The organism is Actinorectispora metalli, assembly GCF_056323685.1.
Window position 1 is genome coordinate 2,984,795 of sequence record NZ_JBREYE010000001.1, and the last position, 20,738, is coordinate 3,005,532.

At 69.0% G+C, this 20,738-nt stretch carries 22 protein-coding genes; 12 read left to right on the plus strand and 10 right to left on the minus strand.

Annotation, left to right across the window (positions count from 1 at the left end; all coding sequences use genetic code 11):
- Nucleotides 1–63: 63 nt before the first annotated feature.
- From ACU6XJ_RS14000 to ACU6XJ_RS14015, 4 genes are read right to left on the minus strand one after another with little or no spacing between them, the layout of a single operon-like run.
- A complete protein-coding gene (locus ACU6XJ_RS14000; protein ID WP_476310796.1) occupies nt 64–453 on the minus strand; it encodes a bacteriophage spanin2 family protein in 390 nt (129 codons plus the stop codon).
- Between the two features lie 51 nt (nt 454–504).
- Nucleotides 505–1,503, minus strand: coding sequence for an ABC transporter ATP-binding protein (locus ACU6XJ_RS14005; RefSeq protein ID WP_476310798.1), 999 nt, complete (start codon nt 1,501–1,503; stop codon nt 505–507).
- Entirely contained in the window at nt 1,500–2,306 is an 807-nt protein-coding gene (locus ACU6XJ_RS14010; RefSeq protein ID WP_476310800.1) for an ABC transporter permease, read from the minus strand. The genes ACU6XJ_RS14005 and ACU6XJ_RS14010 overlap by 4 nt, the downstream gene beginning before the upstream one ends.
- Nucleotides 2,299–3,111 (minus strand): ABC transporter permease, encoded by an 813-nt coding sequence (locus tag ACU6XJ_RS14015; protein WP_476310802.1) that lies wholly within the window; start codon nt 3,109–3,111, stop codon nt 2,299–2,301. Before ACU6XJ_RS14015 ends, ACU6XJ_RS14010 begins: the two co-directional genes overlap by 8 nt.
- An 89-nt stretch (nt 3,112–3,200) precedes the next feature.
- On the opposite strand from ACU6XJ_RS14015, the gene ACU6XJ_RS14020 reads away from it, so the two are divergent.
- Together ACU6XJ_RS14020 and ACU6XJ_RS14025 are read left to right on the plus strand one after the other, a co-directional pair.
- Nucleotides 3,201–3,875, plus strand: a complete 675-nt coding sequence (locus ACU6XJ_RS14020) for a spermine/spermidine synthase domain-containing protein (protein WP_476310804.1) — start codon at nt 3,201–3,203, stop codon at nt 3,873–3,875.
- A 14-nt stretch (nt 3,876–3,889) separates the two neighbouring features.
- Nucleotides 3,890–4,771: a Gfo/Idh/MocA family protein gene (locus ACU6XJ_RS14025; RefSeq protein WP_476310805.1), complete on the plus strand. Its 882-nt coding sequence runs from the start codon at nt 3,890–3,892 to the stop codon at nt 4,769–4,771.
- Here ACU6XJ_RS14025 and ACU6XJ_RS14030 read toward each other — a convergent pair.
- Together ACU6XJ_RS14030 and ACU6XJ_RS14035 are read right to left on the minus strand one after the other, a co-directional pair.
- Nucleotides 4,768–5,805 (minus strand): alpha/beta hydrolase, encoded by a 1,038-nt coding sequence (locus ACU6XJ_RS14030; RefSeq protein ID WP_476310806.1) that lies wholly within the window; start codon nt 5,803–5,805, stop codon nt 4,768–4,770. The genes ACU6XJ_RS14025 and ACU6XJ_RS14030 overlap by 4 nt on opposite strands.
- A gap of 42 nt (nt 5,806–5,847) precedes the next feature.
- Nucleotides 5,848–6,654 carry a metal-dependent hydrolase gene (locus tag ACU6XJ_RS14035; RefSeq protein ID WP_476310808.1) on the minus strand — a complete coding sequence of 269 codons (807 nt, stop codon included), beginning with the start codon at nt 6,652–6,654 and terminating at the stop codon, nt 5,848–5,850.
- Between the two features lie 239 nt (nt 6,655–6,893).
- Between ACU6XJ_RS14035 and ACU6XJ_RS14040 the strand changes: the two genes are divergently transcribed.
- The 4 genes from ACU6XJ_RS14040 to ACU6XJ_RS14055 all read left to right on the plus strand — a co-directional run bounded on the left by ACU6XJ_RS14040 (nt 6,894) and on the right by ACU6XJ_RS14055 (nt 9,914).
- Nucleotides 6,894–8,111 carry an NADP-dependent isocitrate dehydrogenase gene (locus ACU6XJ_RS14040; RefSeq protein WP_476310810.1) on the plus strand — a complete coding sequence of 406 codons (1,218 nt, stop codon included), beginning with the start codon at nt 6,894–6,896 and terminating at the stop codon, nt 8,109–8,111.
- A gap of 187 nt (nt 8,112–8,298) precedes the next feature.
- Nucleotides 8,299–8,646 (plus strand): SH3 domain-containing protein, encoded by a 348-nt coding sequence (locus ACU6XJ_RS14045; RefSeq protein WP_476310812.1) that lies wholly within the window; start codon nt 8,299–8,301, stop codon nt 8,644–8,646.
- 32 nt (nt 8,647–8,678) lie between these two features.
- Complete coding sequence (locus ACU6XJ_RS14050) at nt 8,679–9,482, plus strand: exodeoxyribonuclease III (RefSeq protein ID WP_476310814.1); 804 nt, start codon at nt 8,679–8,681, stop codon at nt 9,480–9,482.
- A gap of 90 nt (nt 9,483–9,572) precedes the next feature.
- Entirely contained in the window at nt 9,573–9,914 is a 342-nt protein-coding gene (locus tag ACU6XJ_RS14055) for a HepT-like ribonuclease domain-containing protein (RefSeq protein WP_476310816.1), read from the plus strand.
- Nucleotides 9,915–9,921: 7 nt separating this feature from the next.
- Here ACU6XJ_RS14055 and ACU6XJ_RS14060 read toward each other — a convergent pair whose 3' ends face one another.
- Nucleotides 9,922–11,181: an LCP family protein gene (locus ACU6XJ_RS14060; protein ID WP_476310819.1), complete on the minus strand. Its 1,260-nt coding sequence runs from the start codon at nt 11,179–11,181 to the stop codon at nt 9,922–9,924.
- A 241-nt stretch (nt 11,182–11,422) separates the two neighbouring features.
- Nucleotides 11,423–12,865, minus strand: coding sequence for a S8 family peptidase (locus ACU6XJ_RS14065; protein ID WP_476310821.1), 1,443 nt, complete (start codon nt 12,863–12,865; stop codon nt 11,423–11,425).
- A gap of 222 nt (nt 12,866–13,087) precedes the next feature.
- Here ACU6XJ_RS14065 and ACU6XJ_RS14070 point away from each other — a divergent pair, with 222 nt between their 5' ends.
- The 4 genes from ACU6XJ_RS14070 (at nt 13,088) to yhjD (ending at nt 18,256) form a co-directional block, all read left to right on the plus strand.
- Nucleotides 13,088–15,622, plus strand: coding sequence for a bifunctional FO biosynthesis protein CofGH (locus tag ACU6XJ_RS14070; RefSeq protein ID WP_476310824.1), 2,535 nt, complete (start codon nt 13,088–13,090; stop codon nt 15,620–15,622).
- Between the two features lie 246 nt (nt 15,623–15,868).
- Nucleotides 15,869–16,132: a hypothetical protein gene (locus ACU6XJ_RS14075; RefSeq protein ID WP_476310827.1), complete on the plus strand. Its 264-nt coding sequence runs from the start codon at nt 15,869–15,871 to the stop codon at nt 16,130–16,132.
- A 32-nt stretch (nt 16,133–16,164) separates the two neighbouring features.
- Nucleotides 16,165–17,199: a tryptophan--tRNA ligase gene (trpS, locus tag ACU6XJ_RS14080; protein WP_476310829.1), complete on the plus strand. Its 1,035-nt coding sequence runs from the start codon at nt 16,165–16,167 to the stop codon at nt 17,197–17,199.
- A 28-nt stretch (nt 17,200–17,227) separates the two neighbouring features.
- A complete protein-coding gene (gene yhjD / locus ACU6XJ_RS14085) occupies nt 17,228–18,256 on the plus strand; it encodes an inner membrane protein YhjD (RefSeq protein ID WP_476310832.1) in 1,029 nt (342 codons plus the stop codon).
- 61 nt (nt 18,257–18,317) lie between these two features.
- Here the strand turns inward: yhjD and ACU6XJ_RS14090 are convergent, their stop codons facing one another.
- Nucleotides 18,318–19,610 (minus strand): D-alanyl-D-alanine carboxypeptidase family protein, encoded by a 1,293-nt coding sequence (locus ACU6XJ_RS14090; protein ID WP_476310835.1) that lies wholly within the window; start codon nt 19,608–19,610, stop codon nt 18,318–18,320.
- A gap of 61 nt (nt 19,611–19,671) precedes the next feature.
- Here ACU6XJ_RS14090 and ACU6XJ_RS14095 point away from each other — a divergent pair, with 61 nt between their 5' ends.
- Together ACU6XJ_RS14095 and ACU6XJ_RS14100 are read left to right on the plus strand one after the other, a co-directional pair.
- The gene (locus ACU6XJ_RS14095) at nt 19,672–19,917 is read left to right on the plus strand and encodes an SCO4848 family membrane protein (RefSeq protein ID WP_476310837.1); all 246 of its coding nucleotides are present in this window, start codon (nt 19,672–19,674) and stop codon (nt 19,915–19,917) included.
- Nucleotides 19,918–19,956: 39 nt separating this feature from the next.
- Complete coding sequence (locus ACU6XJ_RS14100) at nt 19,957–20,310, plus strand: hypothetical protein (protein WP_476310840.1); 354 nt, start codon at nt 19,957–19,959, stop codon at nt 20,308–20,310.
- 79 nt (nt 20,311–20,389) lie between these two features.
- Here the strand turns inward: ACU6XJ_RS14100 and ACU6XJ_RS14105 are convergent, their stop codons facing one another.
- On the minus strand, nt 20,390–20,737 hold the full coding sequence (locus ACU6XJ_RS14105) for a hypothetical protein (RefSeq protein WP_476310842.1): 348 nt from the start codon (nt 20,735–20,737) through the stop codon (nt 20,390–20,392).
- Nucleotide 20,738 lies beyond the last annotated feature (1 nt).

The window sequence follows — 20,738 nt, forward strand, 5'->3', positions numbered from 1 at the left end:
CCACCTCCGAATTCGAAAGCCTAGGGCCATCGGGCCTGCTCCGCAGACCACCAAATCGGTACCTCAGCCCCCGGTGTTGCCGCAGGCCTCGTTGATGCTGTTGAGCAACTTCGCCTTCTTGTCCAGCCAGTCTGTCGCCGAGGACGGGTCGAGGTCGCTGGGCTGCACCTTGCTCAGCGAGTCCGCCGACTCCTCCAACGACTTCTGCAGGTTGGCGTCCTGCGTCTCCTTGGCCAGGTTCCGCAGCTCCTCCGCCTTCTTGTGCGCCTCGTCGGCGGCGGCCTGCGGGTTGTTCAAGTCGGGGTTGAAGCCCACGGCCTCCAGGGCCTTCAGGCAGGTCGATGCCTTGTCCGCGCCCTGGGCCACCTGGTTGACGGTGTCGCAGCCCGCCAGCACCGCGAGCGTCAGCGGGGCGGCGAGCAGGAGGGCGAGCGGGCGACGGATGGTGCGCATGAAACCCCATTCCACGATTCGGCTCCGGCGGCCGACAGCGCGAGACTATCGCTAACCGGACGAACGCAGTGCGGCGTCACGGAGTTCCCGTCTGCCGTACAACCGGCGGATCACCTCGTCGATCGGCGTTTCCAGCACCGAGAGGTCGTGCACCTCCGCCCGCCGCACGACTTCGGCGATCAGCGCCGCCGCGGTGGTCCGGTCGCGGTCGAACACCAGGTGCTGCCTGCGCCCCTCGGACTCCGCGCGCACCGACACCACGCCGGGCAGCCCCTCCAGCGGCGGGCAGGGACGCAGCAGGTCGACAATCAGCGTCCGCTCGGTCGCGACCTCCGACCGCAGCGTCTCCAGCGGCCCGTCCGCCAGCACCGTGCCGTGGTCGATGATCATCAGCCTGCGGCAGAGCTGCTGGATGTCATCCAGGTCGTGGGTGGTGAGCAGCAGGGTGGTGCCGCGTTCGGAGTTCAGCTCGGCGAGGAACGCCCGCAACCGGGACTTCGACTCCAGATCCAGCCCGATCGTCGGCTCGTCCAGCACCAGCAGTTCGGGGCCGTGCAGCAGCGAGGCGGTCACCTCGCCGCGCATCCGCTGGCCGAGGGAGAGCTGCCGTACCGGCGTCGCCAGGAACTCCGAAAGGCCGAGCAGCTCCACGCATTCGCTCAGCCTTCTCGCGTGGTCCGCGGCGGGCACCCGGTAGACGGTGCGCAGCAGGTCGAAACTGTCCGCCAGCGGCAGGTCCCACCACAGCTGGCTGCGTTGGCCGAACACCACCCCGATCCGCGCCGCGACCTGCTTGCGCTGCCGTGAGGGGTCCAAATTGGACACTCGGACCGAGCCCGCGGTGGGCACCAGGATGCCGGTGAGCATCTTGATGGTGGTGGACTTGCCCGCTCCGTTGGGGCCGACGTAACCAACGGTCTCGCCTGGTTCCACGCGAAACGACACGTCGTCGACGGCCACCACCTCGATGCGCCGCCTGCGGAAACGGCCGGTCTTCCTGCTGACGGTGAAGGTCTTGCGCAGGCCCTGCACGTCGATCAGCGCGCTCATGATCCCGTCCCTCGGTAGTGCCGCACCGCGAACTTCCACAACGCACCGGAGGCCACCGCCGCCGCCAGGGCGACCAGTGGGGAGAGATATCCCGTCCAGAGTGGAAGGCCCAGCGGGTCGGGCCGGTCCAGCAGTGTCAGGGCGGGGTAGTAGGCGACGAAGGCGCCGGGCACGGCGAAGGCCATCAGCCTGCGCAGCCAGCGGGAGAAGACGTTGACCGGGTAGCTGGTGAGCGTGGCCCCGCCGTAGGTGAAGGAGTTGGTCAGCTCCCTGCCGTCGATCACCCAGAAGCACAGGCAGGTCGCGGCCACCCAGATCGAGCTGAACAGCACCGTGCCCGCGACCGGGGTGACCGCGAGCAGCACCACCTTGGCAGGCGACCAGTGGATGTCCATAGTGGACAGCGCGTAGCCCAGGACGGCGAAGCCGGTCGCCGAGCGGGCCAGCCTGCGGAGCTGGATGTCGGTGATGGCCAGCTGCGGCAGGGTGCCGAGCGGGTGCAGCAGCAGGACATCGAACTGCCCGTTGCGGATCAGCTCCGGCAGCTTCTCGATCTGGCCGACGCACAGGTCGGCCAGGCCGAAGGCCGCGCCCGCCAGCGCGTACATCAACAGCACCTCGCCGACCGAGAAGCCGCCCAGCGTGGTGACCCGGCCGAAGATGACCACGATGGTGATCAGCTCCAGCGCCTGGCCGCCCGCCTGGGTCAGGCAGTTCAGGGCGAACGACGTCGGGTAGGCGAGCTGGCTGCGAATCCTGGCCGCGGCCAACCGGTAGTACACCGTCACCACGCCGTCAGCCACCCTGCACCACCAGCCTGTGCTCTGCCCTGCGCAGCACGAGCCGCCCGATGAGCAGCAGCGCGACGGCCCACACGAGTTGGTGGCCGATCAGCTGCGCGGTCGCGCCGCGCTCGGTGAAGATGTCGATCGGCGTCTGCATCAACGCGGGAAACGGCGTCAGGTACAGCATTGTCTGCGCCCAGTCCGGGTAGAACGGCAGCGGCACCACCAGGCCCATCAACGCGCTGGACACCACGGCGTAGACGCCGATCGGGCCGCGCCAGTCCAGCAGCCAGAACGCCGTCGCGTTGAGCATGAGCTGGAGGCTGAAGCCCAGCAGCACGGCCAACAGCAGACTGACCGCGAACAGCGGGTAGGTGACGACCTCGGCGGGCCACCGGAACGGGAACAGCAGCGCGCCGACCGCGACCGGCGGCAGGAAGCGGACCAGGAAGGTGTAGCAGGCCCGGCCGAGGTGGGTCGCCAACTCGGCGAGTTGGAGATCCCACGGCCGGGCGAAGTCGATGGCGATGTCACCGGTGCGTATCCGCTCGGCGAGTGCAACGTCGGGCCAGGCGGGCAGGACGGCGAGCAGACCCTGGCCGAACCAGACGAAGACCGCGATCGACGCGGCGTCGTAGCCCGCCACCTCCCGGCCCGCGGCGAGCACGGCGAGCAGCACGCTGACCCTGATCAGGCCGAAGACGATGTTGGTGACCAGCCCGGCGACCATGGCCTGCCGGTAGGCGGCGTGGCGGCGGAAACCCGCCCCGACAAGCCGCAGGTAGCACGTGGCCGCGGTCGGTTGTCCGGTCGGCACGCGCACGATCACTCACGTTAACCGGCGACGCAACTGTATTTCCAGACATCCGAAATGGGACTGGATATCCGGCTAGACGCCGTTAACCTAGCGGAATGCCATCAATCGATCACTTTCCGTGCAGGCCCGAACTCGTGGACCGGGTGCTCGGCCACTGCGGTGAGCTGGTGCTTCGAAGATCCGGGGAGCACTTCGAGATCGTCGAGAACGGGATGTTCCTGATGGACACCCGCAACGGCGAATCCGAACGGCTGCTGGTGCGCGCCGCCGTCGACCGGCTCCCGCATCGCGGACACGTGGTGATTGGCGGGCTCGGCGTCGGCTTTTCGCTGCGGGAGGCGCTGGCCCATCCGCGGGTGCGGCAGGTGACGGTGGTGGAGCGGGAGCCCGCCGTGATCGAGTGGAACCGCGGGCACCTGGCGGCCGCCAACGGCGGCGCCATGGCCGACCCTCGGGTGCGCATCGTCGGCGCCGACCTGCTCGACTGGCTGGCCGCCGCCCCGCCCGGCTGCGCCGACGCGCTCTGCCTCGACATCGACAACGGTCCGGAGTGGACGGTCACTCCCGGCAACGCGGGCCTCTACGCGGAGCCGATGCTGGCCAGGATCGCCGAGGTCCTCGCCCCCGGCGGTGCGCTCGCGGTGTGGAGCGCCGCCGAGAGCCCCGCGCTCCGCGGCAGGCTGGCCGCCCTGCGGGCGCGGGTGGAGACCCTGCGCATCCCGGTGCAGCGCGGCGAGCCGGACGTGGTCTTCGTGGCCCGGTGGGGCTGATTTAGCGTTCGGGCATGCGCAACATCGCCGTGGTCGGGCTGGGTGACATCGCCCGCAAGGCCTACCTGCCGACGCTGGGTGCCCGCCCCGGTCTCGACCTGCACCTGATGACCCGCAGCCCGCACCGCCTCGCCGAGGTCGCCGACACCTACCGGGTGCCCGCCGACCACCGGTTCACCGACTTGGACGCGCTGCTGGACCGCCCGCTGGACGCCGCGTTCGTGCACGTCCCCACCGACGCGCATACCGAGGTGGTGACCCGCTTCCTCGACGCGGGTGTCCCGGTCTATGTGGACAAGCCGCTCACCGACACCCTGGCGGGCAGCCGGGAACTGGTGGAGCGCGCCGAGCGCGCGGGCGTCGGGCTGATGGTCGGTTTCAACCGGCGGCACGTGCCCGCGTACGCGGCAGCCCTGGACCGGCCGCGCGAGTTGATCCTGATGCAGAAGAACGAAAGCGGCTCGACCGGCGGCGTGCGTGAGATCGTCTACGACGACTTCATCCACGTTGTCGACACCCTGCGCTTCCTGGCGCCCGGCGAGGTCGATCGGGTCGACGTGTCCGGCCGCGTCGAAAACGGCCGCCTGCACCACGTGGTGCTCACCCTGCGCGGCAACGGGTTCACCGCCGTCGGCAGCATGCACCGCCGCAGCGGCTCCAAGGAGGAGCGGCTGGAGGTCGCGGGCGGTGACCGCAAGCTGGAGGTCCACAACCTCACCGAGGTCACCGACCACAGCGGGCACCGCGCCCGATTGCCTGCCGACGGCTGGCAGCCGGTGGCGCGTCAGCGGGGCATCGAGCAGATCTGCACCGCGTTCCTCGCGGGCGACCTGCCCGACCTCCACGACGCGCTGCGCACCCATGAACTGTGCGAGCAGGTGGTGCGGGCGCTCTAGTGCTCAGCCATCCGGCGGCACAGCCATTCGAGGGCGATCGGGTAGCGGTACTCGATCGCCATGTGGCCCGCGTCGAAGAACTCCAGGTGCACGCGGTCCTCCGGCACCCCGGCCGCGAGCACCACCTCGTGGAAGGCCACCGCGCCGGTGTCCAGGTAGAACTCGTCCTTGCTGCCCGCGTCGATCCAGATCGCCACTTGGCCGCGCAGCGCCTCGGCGAACTTCGGCAGGCGGGCCATCACCACCGGGTCCCAGTCCAGCCAGCGCTGCCACACCTCCGGTACCACCCTGCCCAACTCGTCGAAGGGCTGGTGGACCGTGCCGTCCTCGTCGGTCGAGTAGGCGGCGGCCATGCCGTAGAACATGATCAGGTCCATGTCGTCCGGCTTGGACATCGGGATCCGGCTGCGGAAGTCGGCGATGAACTTGTCGAAGGAGCCCTCGTAGTTGTCCCGCAGCACCCTGGCGACCCGCCGGAACTCCGGCTGGAAGCACACGTCGAACAACGCGTCACCGGCATGCGTGGCCAGCGCGCCGAAGAGGTCTGGGCGCAGCATCGGCGTGATCATCGCGCCGTAGCCGCCACTGGACTTGCCCGCGATCGCCCGGTGCTCTGGCCGCGCGCTGGTGCGGTAGCGCGCGTCCACCCACGGCACGATCTCGTCGCACAGGTAGGAGTGGTACTTGCCGGTGCCGGGGGAGTCGACGAACTGGCTCCCGCCGTACGCGGTCCACGCGTCCACGTAGACGATGATCGCCCTCGGTGCGTCGGTGTTGGTGAACACCTGGTCGGCGAGTTCGGGGAACGGCACCCGGAACGGCGTGCGGTTGCGCCACATGCTGATCGTGCCGGTGTAGCCCTGGATCACGTAGACCACCGGAAAGCGGCGGTCCGGTTCGGCGTCATAGCCGGGCGGCAGATACACCCACAGCGGCCGCTGATGCGGATCGCCGAGCGGGTTGTCCCGCAGCCGCGCACTGTCGAAGGTGTGCTCGTCGATACGGCCTGCCAATTCGATTCCCCAGGGCAACATGTCCCATTGCATACCCGCCGACCCGCACCGTGTCCACGCGAATCACCAACCGGGCAGTAGTTCAATCCCCGATAGCTCCAGCAGACCGGTGCGTTCCAGCGTCACCCCCGACATCCACAGTGCCAGCATGGTGATGCCGGGCAGCACGATCATGAGCTCCACCGCGCCGCCGGTGCGCATCCGCAGCAGTTTCGGCGGTGCCACCGGGTACCAGGTGCGGCCCGCGATCGGCATCGGCCACAGCATCGGGCAGCCCTGCTCGGTGATGGCATCGCCCAGGTAGTGCGCGGCGGCTCCGATCATCACGGCGATGCCGCAGGCCGCGGCGTTCTCCGGGGCGGAGACGACCCACTTCCAGCAGGCCAGCGTGAGCACCCCGGAGGCGATGGTGATGGCCAGCGCGTCCCGGTTGGCGTTCCAGTTGTTCATCAGGCCGCGCACGGCGAGCCCGGAGAAGACGAACATCAGCGCGGGCAGCGCCGCCCGGTCGCCCGCCTGCACGATCGCGGTGGTGGACAGCCCGAGCAGCATCGCGAACAGCAGCGTGTGGGTCAGCCCGCGGTGCCCGCCCTCCCGGTTCGGGTCCTTGCCCAGCCTGGTCAGCCGGTAGGTGAACCCGCTGATGCCGTTCAGCGCCGCCGAGAAGCCCTGACTGAACGGGCCGAACGTGCGGGCCACCGTGGACTGCGGGTGGTCGATATCGGGCAGCAGCGCCGCGCCCGAGGCCAGGGTCGCGCCGACCACCCAGGTCTGCGGGCTGAGCTGCCCGATCGGGTGGGACGCGGCCAGCGCGGTCACGGTGGCCCAGGCGGCGAGGCCGCTCATCGCATGCGTCGGTCCGGTCGCCACCGTCAGCCCCCCAAGATCAGGCGATCACCGACGGCGCAGCCTAGGGCAACCGCAGGCGTCCGCCCTGCCTGACACGAGGGGGCGGACGAAGATGTGACGGCCCGGATGCGAGGCTGAGGCGACCCAGCGTGGCGACCGGTGCCGCTGTGTGGTGTGACGGGATGGACATCTCACGGTTACCTGGTCTACCAGTACGCTTGTACCGTTTGCAGAAGGTTGTGAGAGGAGCGCCCGGCCACATGGGCAAGATCAAGGTTCAGGGCACCGTCGTCGAACTCGACGGCGACGAGATGACCCGCATCATCTGGCACTTCATCAAGGACAAGCTGATCCACCCCTACCTCGATGTGAACCTGGAGTACTACGACCTGGGCATCGAGCACCGCGACGCGACCGACGACCAGGTCACCGTGGATGCCGCCAACGCCATCAACAAGCACGGCGTCGGCGTCAAATGCGCCACCATCACCCCGGACGAGGCGCGCGTCGAGGAGTTCGGGCTGAAGAAGATGTGGCGGAGCCCGAACGGGACGATTCGTAACATCCTCGGCGGCGTGATCTTCCGCGAGCCGATCATCATCTCCAACATCCCGCGGCTGGTGCCGGGCTGGACCAAGCCGATCATCGTCGGCCGTCACGCCCACGGCGACCAGTACAAGGCCACCGACTTCAAGGTGCCCGGACCGGGCACGCTGACCGTCACCTTCCAGCCCGCCGACGGCGGCGAGCCGATGGAGTTCGAGGTCGCCCAGTACCCCGAGGGCGGCGGCGTCGCGCTGTCGATGTTCAACTACCGCAAGTCCATCGAGGACTTCGCCCGCGCCTCACTCAGCTACGGCCTGGCGCGCGAGTTCCCGGTGTACATGTCGACCAAGAACACGATCCTCAAGGCCTACGACGGCATGTTCAAGGACGTGTTCCAGGAGATCTTCGACGCCGAGTTCAAGGCCGACTTCGACGCCAAGGGCCTGACGTATGAGCACCGCCTGATCGACGACATGGTCGCCGCCGCGCTGAAGTGGGAGGGCGGCTACGTCTGGGCGTGCAAGAACTACGACGGTGACGTGCAGTCCGACACCGTGGCGCAGGGCTTCGGCTCGCTGGGCCTGATGACCTCGGTGCTGATGACCCCGGACGGCCGGACCGTCGAGGCCGAGGCCGCGCACGGCACGGTGACCCGGCACTACCGCCAGCACCAGGCGGGCAAGCCGACCTCCACCAACCCGATCGCCTCGATCTACGCCTGGACCCGGGGCCTGGCCCACCGCGGCAAGCTGGACAACACCCCCGAGGTGACCGGCTTCGCGCACACCCTGGAGCGGGTGGTCATCGAGACCGTGGAGAGCGGCAAGATGACCAAGGACCTCGCCCTGCTGGTCGGCAAGGACCAGCCGTTCCAGACCACCGAGGAGTTCCTCGCCACCCTGGACGAGAACCTGAAGAAGGCCATGGCCTGAGTACTCACGCAACGATCGGGTGGCCGTCACTGTTGGTGGCGGCCACCCTTCGCGTTTCCAGTCGACCTGTTCGAGTGAGTTTGCAGGTCAGGCCGGGTACAGCGACCCCGATCCACTTCCGTGGGCTGTCCGGGCTCGCTATATCTGGTTGCCGTAACCATTTCGTTATGGATACGGAGCGTGAGTCATGCTGGGCCTGCCACTGCTGCTGCCGAAGTTGGCGGGGCTGATCGCTCGCCCCGTCGTGCTGCTCGTCCTCGGCGGGCTGGCGGTGTTCTACTTCGGCGTGATCGAGCCGGGCCGCGCCGCCAACGAGGTGCGCACCGTCTTCGGCGGCTCCTGCACCTTCACCGTGGACGCCGATGTGCTCAACATCCGTTCCGGCCCGTCGTCGGCGGAGCCGGTGATCGGCAGAATGGGCGAGGGCCAGACCGTCAGCGCCACCGGCACCGTCCAGGGCGATTTCCGGATGCTGTCCGAGGGCTACTGGGCGGCACAGGAATTCCTCCGCCCCGCCGAGGGCAGCTCCTGCTGAGGATCGTCGGACCCCGCCGCTACGCTCGCGGCGTGTTCACCGTGTCGACCGTCAATGCCAATGGCCTGCGCGCCGCCGCCAAAAAGGGCTTCACCGAGTGGCTGGCCACCGGCTCCGCCGATGTGGTCGCGGTGCAGGAGACCCGCGCCGAACTCGACCAGCTGCCCGCCGCCGTCGCACAGCCCGACGGCTGGCACGCGGTGCACGCGCACTGCGAGATCAAGGGCCGCTGCGGCGTCGCCCTCTACAGCAGGCGCCCACCGGAAGCCGTCCGCATCGGCTTCGGCGAGCGCGAGTTCGACAACAGCGGCCGCTACCTGGAGTTCGACCTGCCCGGCCTGACCGTCGGCAGCCTCTACCTCCCCAGCGGTGACGTCGGCACACCCCGCCAGGAGGAGAAGGAGCGCTTCATGGCCGCGTTCCTGCCCTACCTGATCGAACGCCGCGACAAGGCCGCCGTCGAGGGCCGCGAGGTGCTGGTGTGCGGTGACTGGAACATCGCCCACCAGCAGACCGACCTGAAGAACTGGCGCGGCAACCAGAAGGAGTCGGGCTTCCTCCCCGAGGAACGCGCCTGGCTCAGCCGCGTGTACGACGAGGCGGGCTACGTCGACGTCGTCCGCCGCCTGGTCCCCGAGGGCCCCGGCCCGTACACCTGGTGGTCCTACCGGGGCAAGGCCTACGACAACGACTCCGGCTGGCGCATCGACCTCCACGTCGCCACCCCCGGCCTGGCCGCCCAAGCCGTCAGCACCGTGGTCGAACGCGCCGCCACCTACCAGCAACGCTGGTCCGACCACGCCCCGGTCACCGTCACCTACGACCGCCCCGCCTAGCGCGGTTACCCGGCTGTCGAAGATCAGACGGGGGAGGGCGGGTCAGCGCTCGCAGCCGCGAGGCCGTCGAAGAGATCAAGGAGACGTCGCATGCGGCGCGCCCGACGCGCGTACTTGGAAGACGCCAAGAATGCCGCGGAACGGATCATCGCGTTCACCGCGGGCAAGTCGCTCGCCGACTATGAGTCGGATCGCCTGCTCCGATCGGCCGTGGAGCGGTTGTTCACCATCTTTGCGGAGGCGCTGAACCAGCTCTCCCAAATTGATGCCGCGCTCGCCACGCATGTGCCGGAATTGCCGAGGGCCATCGGAAACAAGTTGATCGAGGTCTACCCAGGCGTGGATCACTGTTCTGTGTGGGAGACCGTGCAGCACAGCCTTCCCACGACCCACGCCGCACTGACGCGACTTCTCGCAAGGCTCGAGCGCTGAACCACGATCAGTTTACGCAGGGCACGCCTTCGGCTCTGATCGGGGCCTGGGTCGTCGTAGGTGCAGAGGACGACGTGGGAGTCGGGGTGAGGCGGCGGTCGCGGCCCTGGGGCTTGGTGTCGCCGGGGGCGGCCAACTGGTCGGTGGTGGGTGTCGGGGTGCGCCGGGGGGTGTCCAGCTGCCCGGAGACGAAGTCGCGGACCTGCGTGGGGTCGACCTCCACCACCCAGCCGTTGCCCTCGCCCGCCCAGAGGCCGGTGCGGCCGAAGGGGATGGTGCGGAACTCGATCTTGCCGGTGGACAGGCCCTGTAGGTGCTCGGCGAAGCCCATCAGGTCCCAGTACTGGTCGACCACGACGTAGCGGCGCACCGCGGCGATCAGGTCGCCGACCCGGCCGGGGTTGGACAGCAGGCCGGTGGACAGCACCTTCGAGGCCATGCCCGCCATGAACGCCTGCTGGCGGGCGATGCGGTCGAGGTCGCCGCCGGGCAGGCCGTGCCGCTGGCGGACGAAGGCCAGCGCGTCGCGGCCGGAGACCGACTGGAGGCCTGCCGGGAAGTTGGCGCCGGAGAAGCGGTCTTTGACCGGCTCGCGCAGGCAGACCTGCACGCCGCCGACGGCCTTGGTCATCTCGTAGAAGCCGCCGAGGTTGACCTCGGCGTAGTGGTCGATCGTCACGCCGGTGAGATCCTGGACGGTGCGCAGCAGCGTGGTCCGACCCGCCTGGCGGGCCTTCGCCTGGATCACGCGCTCGTCCTTCTCGCCCTTCGCTCGCAGTCGACCCGCTTCCTGCTGCTGGCCGCGGGCCAGCGCGGAGTTGACCTTGTGCTTGCCCTGGTTGTCGGCGATCTTGACGTAGGAGTCGCGGGGGATCGAGATACCGACGGTCTTCTTCGCCGGGTCGTTGGGGATGTGCAGCAGGATCAGCGTGTCGGTGTTGAGCTCGCCGTCGTTCACGCCCGCCGAGAGCTCCGCCAGCACCTCGCGGGGCAGCGGCTTGCCCTGCGCGTCGGTGCGGGAGTCCATGCCGACCAGCAGGATGTCCGTCGCGCCGTCGGCGGGGAGGTTCGTGCTCGGCCGGGCCGCGGTGGAAGAGCCGATGATGTCGATCCTGGTCAGCTGGCCGTCCAGCTCCCGGTAGGTGGCCCACGCGAAGCCGGTGGCCGACACGACCACCAGGGAGACCGCCGCCAGCAGCGACTGCGCGGTGCGCAGCGCCGCATGGCGGAGTCCGCCTTCTGCGGCCGGTTCGTCAGACCCCTGCACGTCGGATCCCCCCGCGGACGTTGGCAGAAGTTTCCACAGTGGATCTTCTGCCGTTCATGGTTACGTCTCCAACAGGTTAATAACGTCAGGTTGGCTGAACGTTTCGCTTTGCGTTGACGATGTAACAGGGATTACGCAATTCGGCTGTGAGCAAACTCTCATTCGGCCTATTCGGTATAGCTCACACGGATAAGAAATCGGGGCCCGCGAAGATCGCGGACCCCGATTTGCGCGTTCTGCGTTACTTCGTCACGGCGTCCAAGGCGTCGATCAGGCCCGCTCCGTAGAAGCCGCGGCCCGACGGTCCGCCCTCGCAGACCGCATCCTGCTTACCGTCCCCGTCCGTGTCATAGCTGTCCGGGCAGGACAGCGGATCGGCCTGCCTGCGCAGCGCGCTGATCACCCGGTTCGCTCCCCATTCGGGGTGCGTGCTGCGGATGAGGGCGACCACGCCCGCCGCGGCGGGGGAGGCCATCGAGGTGCCCTGCATGTAACCCCACTGACCACCCGGAATCGTGGACAGGATTCGCCCGTTGGTGGCGGGCGGCGCGGGAGTCACCCTGGCGTCGCCGCCCGGGGCGGCCACATCGGCCTGGCCGATGCCGTAGTTCGAGAAGTACGACTTGACCTTGGTCGCGCCCACCGACGAGACGCCGACGACGCCCTCGACCTCGCCCGGCAGCTTCACGCAGCTGTTGTCGGTCTCGCGCCGGATCGGCGTGCTGTTGTTGGGGCTGCCCTCGTCCACGATCGGCTTGGACAGGTCCCAGTTGCTGTTGCCCAGCGCCGCGACGTTCACCACGTCCTTGCCCGCCGCGTAGTGGATCGCCCGGCGCACGCCCTCGGCCGCCGCCCGCTGGTCGGCGTCCGCGGCGCACCACAGGTACCAGGGGTCGACGAAATAGCTGTTGTTCGTGACGTCGAAGCCGTGCTCGGCCGCCCAGACGAACCCGCAGATCGCGTACTCGGGGTAGATGAAGCCCTCGTCGTCGATCAGCTTGACCGCGGCCAGTCGCACGTTGGGCGCGATGCCCACCACGCCAACGCCGTTGCGCGCGGCGGCGATGCTGCCCGCGACATGCGTGCCGTGCGCGCTCGTGGTCGGCGACCACGCCGCCTGGCTGGTGTCGGGAACTCCCTGGTTCTGGCAGCCGACTGATAGCTCGGGGGCCAGGTTCTCCTTCAGATCGGGGTGGTCGGGTTGCACACCGGAGTCGAGCACTCCGACGACCACGTCCCGGCTTCCCCCGGACACCTCATGCGCCTTGTCGGCCTTGACCTGCGGAAGCGCCCACTGCTGCGGCACCAGCGGGTCCTCGCCCGCGAAGGCGGACGGGCCTGCGGCTACCGTGCCCTCAACCTGTTCCTGCTGCGGCTTCGGCGCGATCTCGACCAGATTGCGCGAGGCGCCCGCACCCAGCACCCCCGGTTTGCGGCGCAGCTTGGCGGCGAATGCGGAGTCGGTGGAAGTGGCTACCACGACTCCGATCTGCGGCCAGCTTTTGACGATCTTGCCATTCGTTTGTGTGATCGACTTCTCGGCCCACTTCAGTCCATCGCCCCGCGCGCCGAGCACAATGAAGTGCGCCTCGTTGCCCTCGGCGACCGATGTCGCGGGCGCCGCAGCGATGCCGCAGCAGGCCACCGCTACTGCGAGCAGCGCAGCCCTGAAATTCAGTTGCATCCAGTTCTCCCCGTGGAAATCGCGACGGTGCAGGTGGGCCGCCGCCGTAATACATGAGTGTCGGACGAGCCACCGGCACTCGCACCTCGAAGGCAATCCATGCGAGGGCAGGAATTTTTCCTTCTTGCCTGTTTATCTCCAAGGTGATTGAAAGACTTTCACGAGAGTTGGGTGGCCAACAAGATGCAGGCGACTGCCAACCCATCGCCATACGATGATTCGATGCCAACACAGGTAAGCCCTGCCGCGTTGCGAAGGGCGCTGCGCCGCGCGCGTGACGGCGTGACGCTGAACGCGACAGAGGCCGAGTTGTTGCTTCACGCTCGTGGCGATGACCTCGCCGAGCTGTCCGCCGCCGCACGAGTGGTGCGCGATGCGCACCTCACGGAGGAAGGCAGGCCGGGCATCGTCACCTACAGCCGGAACGTGTTCATCCCGCTGACCAAGCTCTGCCGGGATCGATGCCACTACTGCACCTTTGCCACGGTGCCGCACCGGCTGCCCGCCGCGTACCTGGAACGCGACGAGATCCTCCAGATGGCCCGCGACGGCGCCGCCGCGGGCTGCAAGGAGGCCCTGTTCACCCTCGGCGACCGCCCCGAGGACCGCTGGGCCGCCGCCCGCGACTGGCTGTCCGCCCGCGGCTACGACTCCACCGTGGCCTACCTCCGCTCGGTCGCCATCGCCGTGCTCGAGGAGACCGGTCTGCTGCCGCACCTCAACCCGGGCGTGCTCAGCTGGTCCGAGCTGCAGCGGCTGCGTCCGGTCGGCGCCAGCATGGGCATGATGCTGGAGACCACCTCCACCAGGCTCTGGGCCGAACGCGGCCAACCGCACTTCGGCAGCCCGGACAAGAACCCTGCCGTCCGGCTGCGGGTGCTCACCGACGCGGGCCGGGTGGGCGTCCCGTTCACCACCGGCGTCCTGATCGGCATCGGCGAGACGCTGGCCGAGCGGGCCGAGTCCCTGCTCGCGCTGCGCGGCCTGGCCCGCCAGTACGGCCACATTCAGGAAGTCATCGTGCAGAACTTCCGGGCCAAGCCGAACACCGCCATGCAGGCGTCCCCGGACGCCGAACTGCTCGACCTGGTGGCCACGGTCGCCGTCGCGCGACTGCTGCTGCCACCGGCGGTCAGCGTGCAAGCCCCACCCAACCTCGCGGGCGACACCCCCGGTGCCGACGACGCCGAGGCCCAGGCGATGCTGCTGGACGCCGGACTGGACGACTGGGGCGGGGTCTCCCCGCTCACGCCGGACCACGTCAATCCCGAGCGGCCGTGGCCGCAGATCGACCAGTTGGCGGCGCAGACCGCGCTCGGCGGCTTCCGGCTCCGTGAGCGGCTCACCGTCTACCCGCGCTACGTGCGCCGACCGGAGCAGTGGCTGGACCCCCGGCTGAGCGGCCACGTGCTCGCGCTGGCCGATGAGGCGGGGCTCGCCGACCAAGGGGCCGCGATCGTCGGACGGCCCTGGCAGGAGCCGGACGGCACCGAGTTCGGCTGGGGCCGGGTCGACCTGAACACCGCGGTGGACACCGAGGGTCGCGCCGGCGAGCGCCGGGGCGACTTCGCCACCGTCTACGGCGACTGGGAGTCCCTGCGTGGCCAGCTTCCCGCCGCCGCCCCCGAGCGGCTGGACAGCGATGTGATGGCCGGGCTGCGGCTGGCCGCGGACGACCCGGCGGCGCTGCTGGCCACCGAGAACGCGGGCGCGGCACTGGCCCTGTTCACCGCGGAGGGCTCCGCGCTGGACGAGGTGGTCAAACTCGCCGACCAGCTTCGCGCCGACGTCGTCGGCGACGATGTCACCTACGTGGTGAACAGGAACATCAACTTCACCAACATCTGCTACGTGGGCTGCCGGTTCTGCGCGTTCGCCCAGCGTGAGCGGGATGCCGACGCCTACCGGCTGAGCACCGACCAGGTCGCGCACCGGGCGGTCGAGGCTGCCGAGCTTGGCGCGACCGAGGTGTGCCTGCAGGGCGGCATCGACCCCAAGATGCCGGTCACCGGATACGCCGACATCGTGCGCGCGATCAAGGCCGCGGTGCCCGACCTGCATGTGCACGCGTTCAGCCCGATGGAGATCGTCACCGCGGCCAGCAAGGCGGGAGTGAGCATCGAGGAGTGGCTCACCGAGCTTCGGGACGCGGGCCTCGGCACCATCCCGGGCACCGCCGCGGAAATCCTGGACGACGATGTGCGGTGGGTGCTCACCAAGGGCAAGCTGCCCACGGCCACCTGGATCGAGGTGGTCACCACCGCGCACCGGCTGGGCATCAAGTCCAGCTCCACGATGATGTACGGCCACGTCGACCACCCCGGCCACTGGCTTGCCCACCTCCGCACGCTGGCCAGGGTGCAGGGGGAGACCGGCGGCTTCACCGAGTTCGTGCCGCTGCCCTTCGTGCACCGCAACGCGCCGATCTACCTGGCGGGGCTGGCTCGGCCAGGACCGTCCGACCGGGACAACCGGGCGGTGATCGCGATGGCGCGGCTGCTGCTGCACGGCGCCATCGACAACATCCAGTGCTCCTGGGTGAAGCTCGGGGACGCCGCGACCGCCCGCGCGCTCCAGGGCGGGGCCAACGACCTGGGTGGCACCCTGATGGAGGAAACCATCAGCCGAATGGCCGGGTCCGAACACGGCTCCGCGCGGGTGCCCGCCGAGCTGGAGGCCATCGCACTGTCCATCGGCCGCCCGGCGCGCCGCCGGACGACGACCTACCGCAAGGTTGCCTCGAGTGCTCGGATTTAACCAACATTTCCGCTTGTCGCCCAAGGGAAACGAGTTGACGACAGTCCGTCCACAATAGACCCAGCGGGGTGGGGGCGCGGTACCCCCACCCCGTTTTCGGGCCGTCCCGCGGATCGGTAATCTCTGCCGCCGTGACCGGGTTGTTGCCTGGCGTGAACAACCCTGGCGGGCACTTTGTGTAGTCTTCCGAGACGTTGCACAAGTGCCTTGCCCCCGAACGAGGTACTTGCTCGGCGAGGAGGAGCTGTGATCCGTAATCGATGCGCCGGTGCGCAGCGACGCGCTGGCGTCGCCGCCCTGGTCGCGATGCCGGCAAGCCTGCTCACCGCCTCCCCCGCCATCGCGGCCCCCGAACTCGCCGCCGACCTGGGTCTTGGCTCCGGCATGGTGCTGGGCGGGCCGGTCGGCCTGACCGCCATCGTGCTCGGCGTCAGCGGCATGGTCGCGGGTCTCGTCCGGCGCCGCCGCAGCGTGGTGGAGGAGCGCAAGCGCGCTGAGATACTGCGTTGAGCCGGTCTCCCTTCGGCTGAGACAATCCCGCCGTGCAACCGAACGCAGAGGCAACCCAGGACCGCCGCCCGCGCGTGCTGTCCGGGATCCAGCCCACCAACGACTCCTTCCACCTGGGCAACTACCTCGGTGCGCTCCAGCACTGGGTGGCGCTGCAAGAGGAGTACGAGGCGTTCTACTGCGTGGTCGACCTGCACGCGATCACCGTCGAGCACGACCCCAAGGTCCTGCGGCAGCGCACCAGGGTCTCGGCCGCCCAGATGCTCGCGGCGGGCATCGACCCGGACCGCTCCACGCTGTTCGTGCAGAGCCACGTTCCGGAGCACTCGCAGCTGAACTGGGTGCTGGAATGCCTCACCGGCTTCGGCGAGGCGAGCCGGATGACCCAGTTCAAGGACAAGTCGGCCAAGCAGGGCGCCGACCGGGCCACCGTGGGTCTGTTCACCTACCCGATCCTGCAGGCAGCCGACATCCTGCTCTACCAGGCCAACGCGGTGCCCGTCGGTGAGGACCAGCGCCAGCACATCGAGTTGACCAGGGACCTCGCCCAGCGGTTCAACAAGCGATTCGGCCGGGCCTTCACGGTGCCCGCCCCGCATATCGTCAAGGACACCGCCAAGATCTTCGACCTTCAGGAACCCGGCTCGAAGATGAGTAAGTCCTCCTCCAGCCCGAACGGCATCGTGGACCTGCTGGAGGACTCCAAGGTCTCGGCGAAGAAGATCCGCTCCGCGGTGACCGATACCGAGCGGGAGATCCGCTTCGACCCCGAGCACAAGGCGGGCATCAGCAACCTGCTGACCATCTACTCCGCCCTGACCCGGCGCGCCATCCCCGAGCTTGAGCAGGACTACGCGGGCAAGGGCTACGGCGATTTGAAGAAGGATCTCGCCGAGGTGGTCGCCGAGTTCGTCACCCCGTTGCAGACCAGAGTGCGCTCCTACCTGGACGATCCGGCCGAACTGGACAAGGTGCTCGGCCGCGGTGCGGAACGCGCCCGCGAGGTCGCGGGCCGAACCCTGGCAGGCGTCTACGACAAGGTCGGCTTCCTGCCCGCACACAGCTGATCTCGGCGGGAACCGATAGGTTCTGCGCGTGACAGGGAACAACGGGGCAGCCCCATCGCGGCTCCAGCGGCTGCGGGACAAGAACCCCTGGCTGGATCACCTGATCCGGGCAGCAGGCCGGTACCAGGACCGCTACGGCGACCACTACGCCGCGGCGATCACGTTCTTCAGCGTGCTCTCGCTGGTGCCGATGGTGATGATCGCGTTCTCCATCGCGGGCTTCGTGCTCTACCGCAGGCCCGACCTGATGGTGGAGCTCAAGGAGGAGCTTGCGCTGCTGGCTCCCGGCGGCTTCGGCGAGGACCTCAAGGAATTCGTGGATAAGGCCATCGAGGCCCGCCGCGGCGTCGGCTTCATCGGCTTCGCGGTCGCCCTGTACTCCGGGCTGGGCTGGATGAGCAACCTGCGGGACGCCTTGACCGCCCAGTGGGGCCAGGCCCGCGAGGACCTGCCCTTCCTGCGGACCACGCTGATGGACCTGCTGGCCCTGTTCGGCCTCGGCTTGGCGCTGGTGTTCTCCTTCGGCCTCACCGCGGTGGGTGCGGGCTTCGCGAAGCTGCTGCTGGACTGGACGGGCCTGGAGGACACTCCGCTGGCGCGGGTGACGATCGTGGTGGCCTCGGTGCTGCTGTCGCTGCTGGCCAACTGGCTGGTGTTCCTGTGGGTGCTGTCCCGGCTGCCCCGCAAGCCCGTCACGGTCCGCAGCGCGGCCCGCGGCGCCCTGTTCGGCGCGGTCGGCTTCGAAATCCTCAAGCAGGTCGGCGGCTACTACCTGCGCAGCGTCACAGACTCACCCTCCGGGGCGGTGTTCGGCCCCGTGCTGGGCGGGCTGGTGTTCGTCTACCTGATGTCGAGGTTCCTGCTCTTCGTCACCGCATGGACCGCCACCTCGCGCGACAACCTGGTGCCCGAGCCCATCGCGCCCCCGCCGCCCGCCGTCATCCGCCCGGTGGTGGAGGTCCGCCACGCCCCCGACGCCCGCACCGCCGCGGGCCTGATCGGCGCGGGCGCCGCGGCCGCACTGGCCCTCCGCAGCCTTCTCCGTCGCCGCGCCTGATTTTGGCCGTCAACGACCAGGGCTCCCCGACGCGTCGGGGAGCCCTGGTCGCTGAAACGGGTTACTTGGCGGCGGCCCTGCGGCGGGCGGAGGCGAGGCGCTTCTTGACGCTCAGGGCGCCGACGGCGAGCACCAGCACGCCACCGGCGATGGTCACCGGGACGCCGTAGGTGCCGAAGGTGGTGTGGTTGTCGCCGACGATGGCCTGGTTGGAGGAGTTCGGGTCACGCACGATGGCCTGACCCTCGCCGTCACGGCCGTTGTCGACAAGCTGCCCCACGTTCGGCGTCTTGGGCGGCAGCGCGAAGCCGTAGTCCAGCAGCGCGCCTGCCTGCTGCCAGAGCTTGGCGGGCTTGGGCTCGCTGCGCAGCAGCACCACGATCAGCCGCTGGCCGTCGCGCTGGGCGGCGCCGATGAAGGTGTGCCGGGCGTCGTCGGTGAAGCCGGTCTTGCCGCCGATGGCGCCCTGGTAGTTGCTCAGCAGCTTGTTGTCGTTGTCCAGGTCGAAGCCGGGCCTGCCGCCGTAGCCGGGGAAGGCGATCTTCTGCAAACCGACGGCCCGCTCGAAGTCCTGGTCCTTCATCGCGGCCCGGAAAATCAACGCCATGTCGTAGGCGGAGGTCGTCTGGCCCGCGGCGTCCAGCCCGGACGGCGTGGCCGCCCTGGTGTCCAGCGCGCCGAGTTCCTTCGCGGCCTCGTTCATCTTGCGCACGGTCTCGGCGACGCCGCCAAGCTGACGGGCCAGCGCGTGCGCCGCGTCGTTGCCGGAGTTCATCACCATGGCCTGCACAAGCTGGCGGACGGTGTATTGGCCGTTGGGCCCGACACCGACCTTGGAGCCCTCCTGGTTGGCGTCCTCCTGGGTGCCCGCGACGGTCTTGTCGGGGTCCAGTTCGCGCAGCGCGACCAGCGCGGTCAGCACCTTGATGGTGGATGCGGGCCGCTGGCGCCCGTGGGCGTCCTTGGCGGCCAGCACGGCGCCGCTGTCGAGGTCGGCAACGACCCAGGAGGCGGCGTTGACGGTGCCGGGCACGGGCGGTGCGTTCGGCGGCAGCACAAGGTCACAGCCGCCCAGCTTGTCACCGCCTACCGGCTTGTCCGGCACGGCAGGCGGAGCGGGTGAGGGCTGACCCGGCTTGGGCTGCTCCGAGGTGTCCACCGGCGGTGGCGGCGCGGTCCGAAAGGGGCAGCTTGCGGGCGCAGGGGGCTGCGCGGTCTGCACAGGGTTCTCCTGTGCAGCGGGCAGCCGAATATCGGCTGCCGCCACCACCCCGGGAAGACCGAGGACGGCGGCCAGGACGGTGGCGAGCGCGGCGGTCAGCGCCGCGGCAGGGCGCGGTCTGTTGGGGAGCATCGTGGCCAGGCTAGCCACCCCCGATCGGGCGTACTCAAGCGGTCCGGCAGATACTGCCGCAGTGGTGCTCTCACGTCGATCTTCGCTGTTTCTGCTCGGTTTCGCAGTGTGGAGTTGGGTGATTTGGCCGATGTTCCTGTCCAACATCACCAAAGACCCGCGCTCCTTCGCCCCCGACGGGGCGCCGACCGGCTTTTTCACTGTCCACCTTGTACTCACGCTGCTGTCCCTGATCTTCGGCACGGTGATAGGTACGATCGGCTGGCGAGGTTTCGCGGCGTCCCGCCGCACATCACGTTCCGACTGACACGCCACCACCCACCACCGCACCAAGAAGAGGACGCCCATGGAGTTCGTCCGGTTGCTGCTGGTCTTCCTGCACTTGCTGGGAATGGCCATGCTGGTCGCAATGTTCCTTGTGCAGCGTCGCACCGCGCCGGAGGGCCCGCTCAACAAGGGCTGGCTGCACGCCACCGGCCTGCAGCTTCTCACCGGCGTCGCCCTCTACGTCCTGGCCCCGCTGACGGACCAGGACTACGACCACATGAAGCTGGGCATCAAGATGCTGGTGCTGGTGGCCATCGGCCTGCTCGCCTTCGGCTACGTCAGCAAGCCCAAGATCCCCACCTGGCTCGCCCCCACCCTGGTCGGCCTGACGGTGGTGAACGTCGGCATAGCCGTCTTCTGGACGGGCGCCTGACCTTATTCAGCCGTCAGTATGAGACCTTCGTCATAGCGTCGACGCGACCGCGGCGTACGGGTCTTGCATCGCGGCAGGTTCAGCCGAAGAGGGCCTCGACCAAGGCGGCGATCTGGCTGAGGTTGGCGGAGACCGCCAGCGGGGTGAGGAGTTTGCGCAGGCCCGCGTGGCGCACCTTGGCGGTGGGGCCGTCGTCCTGGCGGACCGCCTCGGTGAGTTCGTCCAGCTCGTAGCGGGCCTGGTCCGCGTCGGTGGGCAGCTTCTCGCGCAGTACCCGCAACTCGTCGATCAGCGTGGCCGCGGTCGCCTCCCGGCCCGCGCCGCCCGTGCTGACGTTGATGACGTGGTTCTCGCCCGAGATCTGTGAGCCCACGATGGAGCCGTGGACCCCGCCGGTGATGCGGTTGGTGAAGCGGCCTTCCGACATG

What these genes read in the sequence shown, in the direction of transcription:
- ACU6XJ_RS14000 (WP_476310796.1), bottom strand. Translation starts at nt 453, where the DNA reads ATGCGCACCATCCGTCGCCCGCTCGCCCTCCTGCTCGCCGCCCCGCTG.
- ACU6XJ_RS14005 (WP_476310798.1), bottom strand. Translation starts at nt 1,503, where the DNA reads ATGAGCGCGCTGATCGACGTGCAGGGCCTGCGCAAGACCTTCACCGTC.
- ACU6XJ_RS14020 (WP_476310804.1), top strand. Translation starts at nt 3,201, where the DNA reads ATGCCATCAATCGATCACTTTCCGTGCAGGCCCGAACTCGTGGACCGG.
- ACU6XJ_RS14025 (WP_476310805.1), top strand. Translation starts at nt 3,890, where the DNA reads ATGCGCAACATCGCCGTGGTCGGGCTGGGTGACATCGCCCGCAAGGCC.
- ACU6XJ_RS14030 (WP_476310806.1), bottom strand. Translation starts at nt 5,805, where the DNA reads ATGTTGCCCTGGGGAATCGAATTGGCAGGCCGTATCGACGAGCACACC.
- ACU6XJ_RS14040 (WP_476310810.1), top strand. Translation starts at nt 6,894, where the DNA reads ATGGGCAAGATCAAGGTTCAGGGCACCGTCGTCGAACTCGACGGCGAC.
- ACU6XJ_RS14045 (WP_476310812.1), top strand. Translation starts at nt 8,299, where the DNA reads ATGCTGGGCCTGCCACTGCTGCTGCCGAAGTTGGCGGGGCTGATCGCT.
- ACU6XJ_RS14055 (WP_476310816.1), top strand. Translation starts at nt 9,573, where the DNA reads ATGCGGCGCGCCCGACGCGCGTACTTGGAAGACGCCAAGAATGCCGCG.
- ACU6XJ_RS14065 (WP_476310821.1), bottom strand. Translation starts at nt 12,865, where the DNA reads ATGCAACTGAATTTCAGGGCTGCGCTGCTCGCAGTAGCGGTGGCCTGC.
- ACU6XJ_RS14070 (WP_476310824.1), top strand. Translation starts at nt 13,088, where the DNA reads ATGCCAACACAGGTAAGCCCTGCCGCGTTGCGAAGGGCGCTGCGCCGC.
- ACU6XJ_RS14090 (WP_476310835.1), bottom strand. Translation starts at nt 19,610, where the DNA reads ATGCTCCCCAACAGACCGCGCCCTGCCGCGGCGCTGACCGCCGCGCTC.
- ACU6XJ_RS14100 (WP_476310840.1), top strand. Translation starts at nt 19,957, where the DNA reads ATGGAGTTCGTCCGGTTGCTGCTGGTCTTCCTGCACTTGCTGGGAATG.
- ACU6XJ_RS14105 (WP_476310842.1), bottom strand. Translation starts at nt 20,737, where the DNA reads ATGTCGGAAGGCCGCTTCACCAACCGCATCACCGGCGGGGTCCACGGC.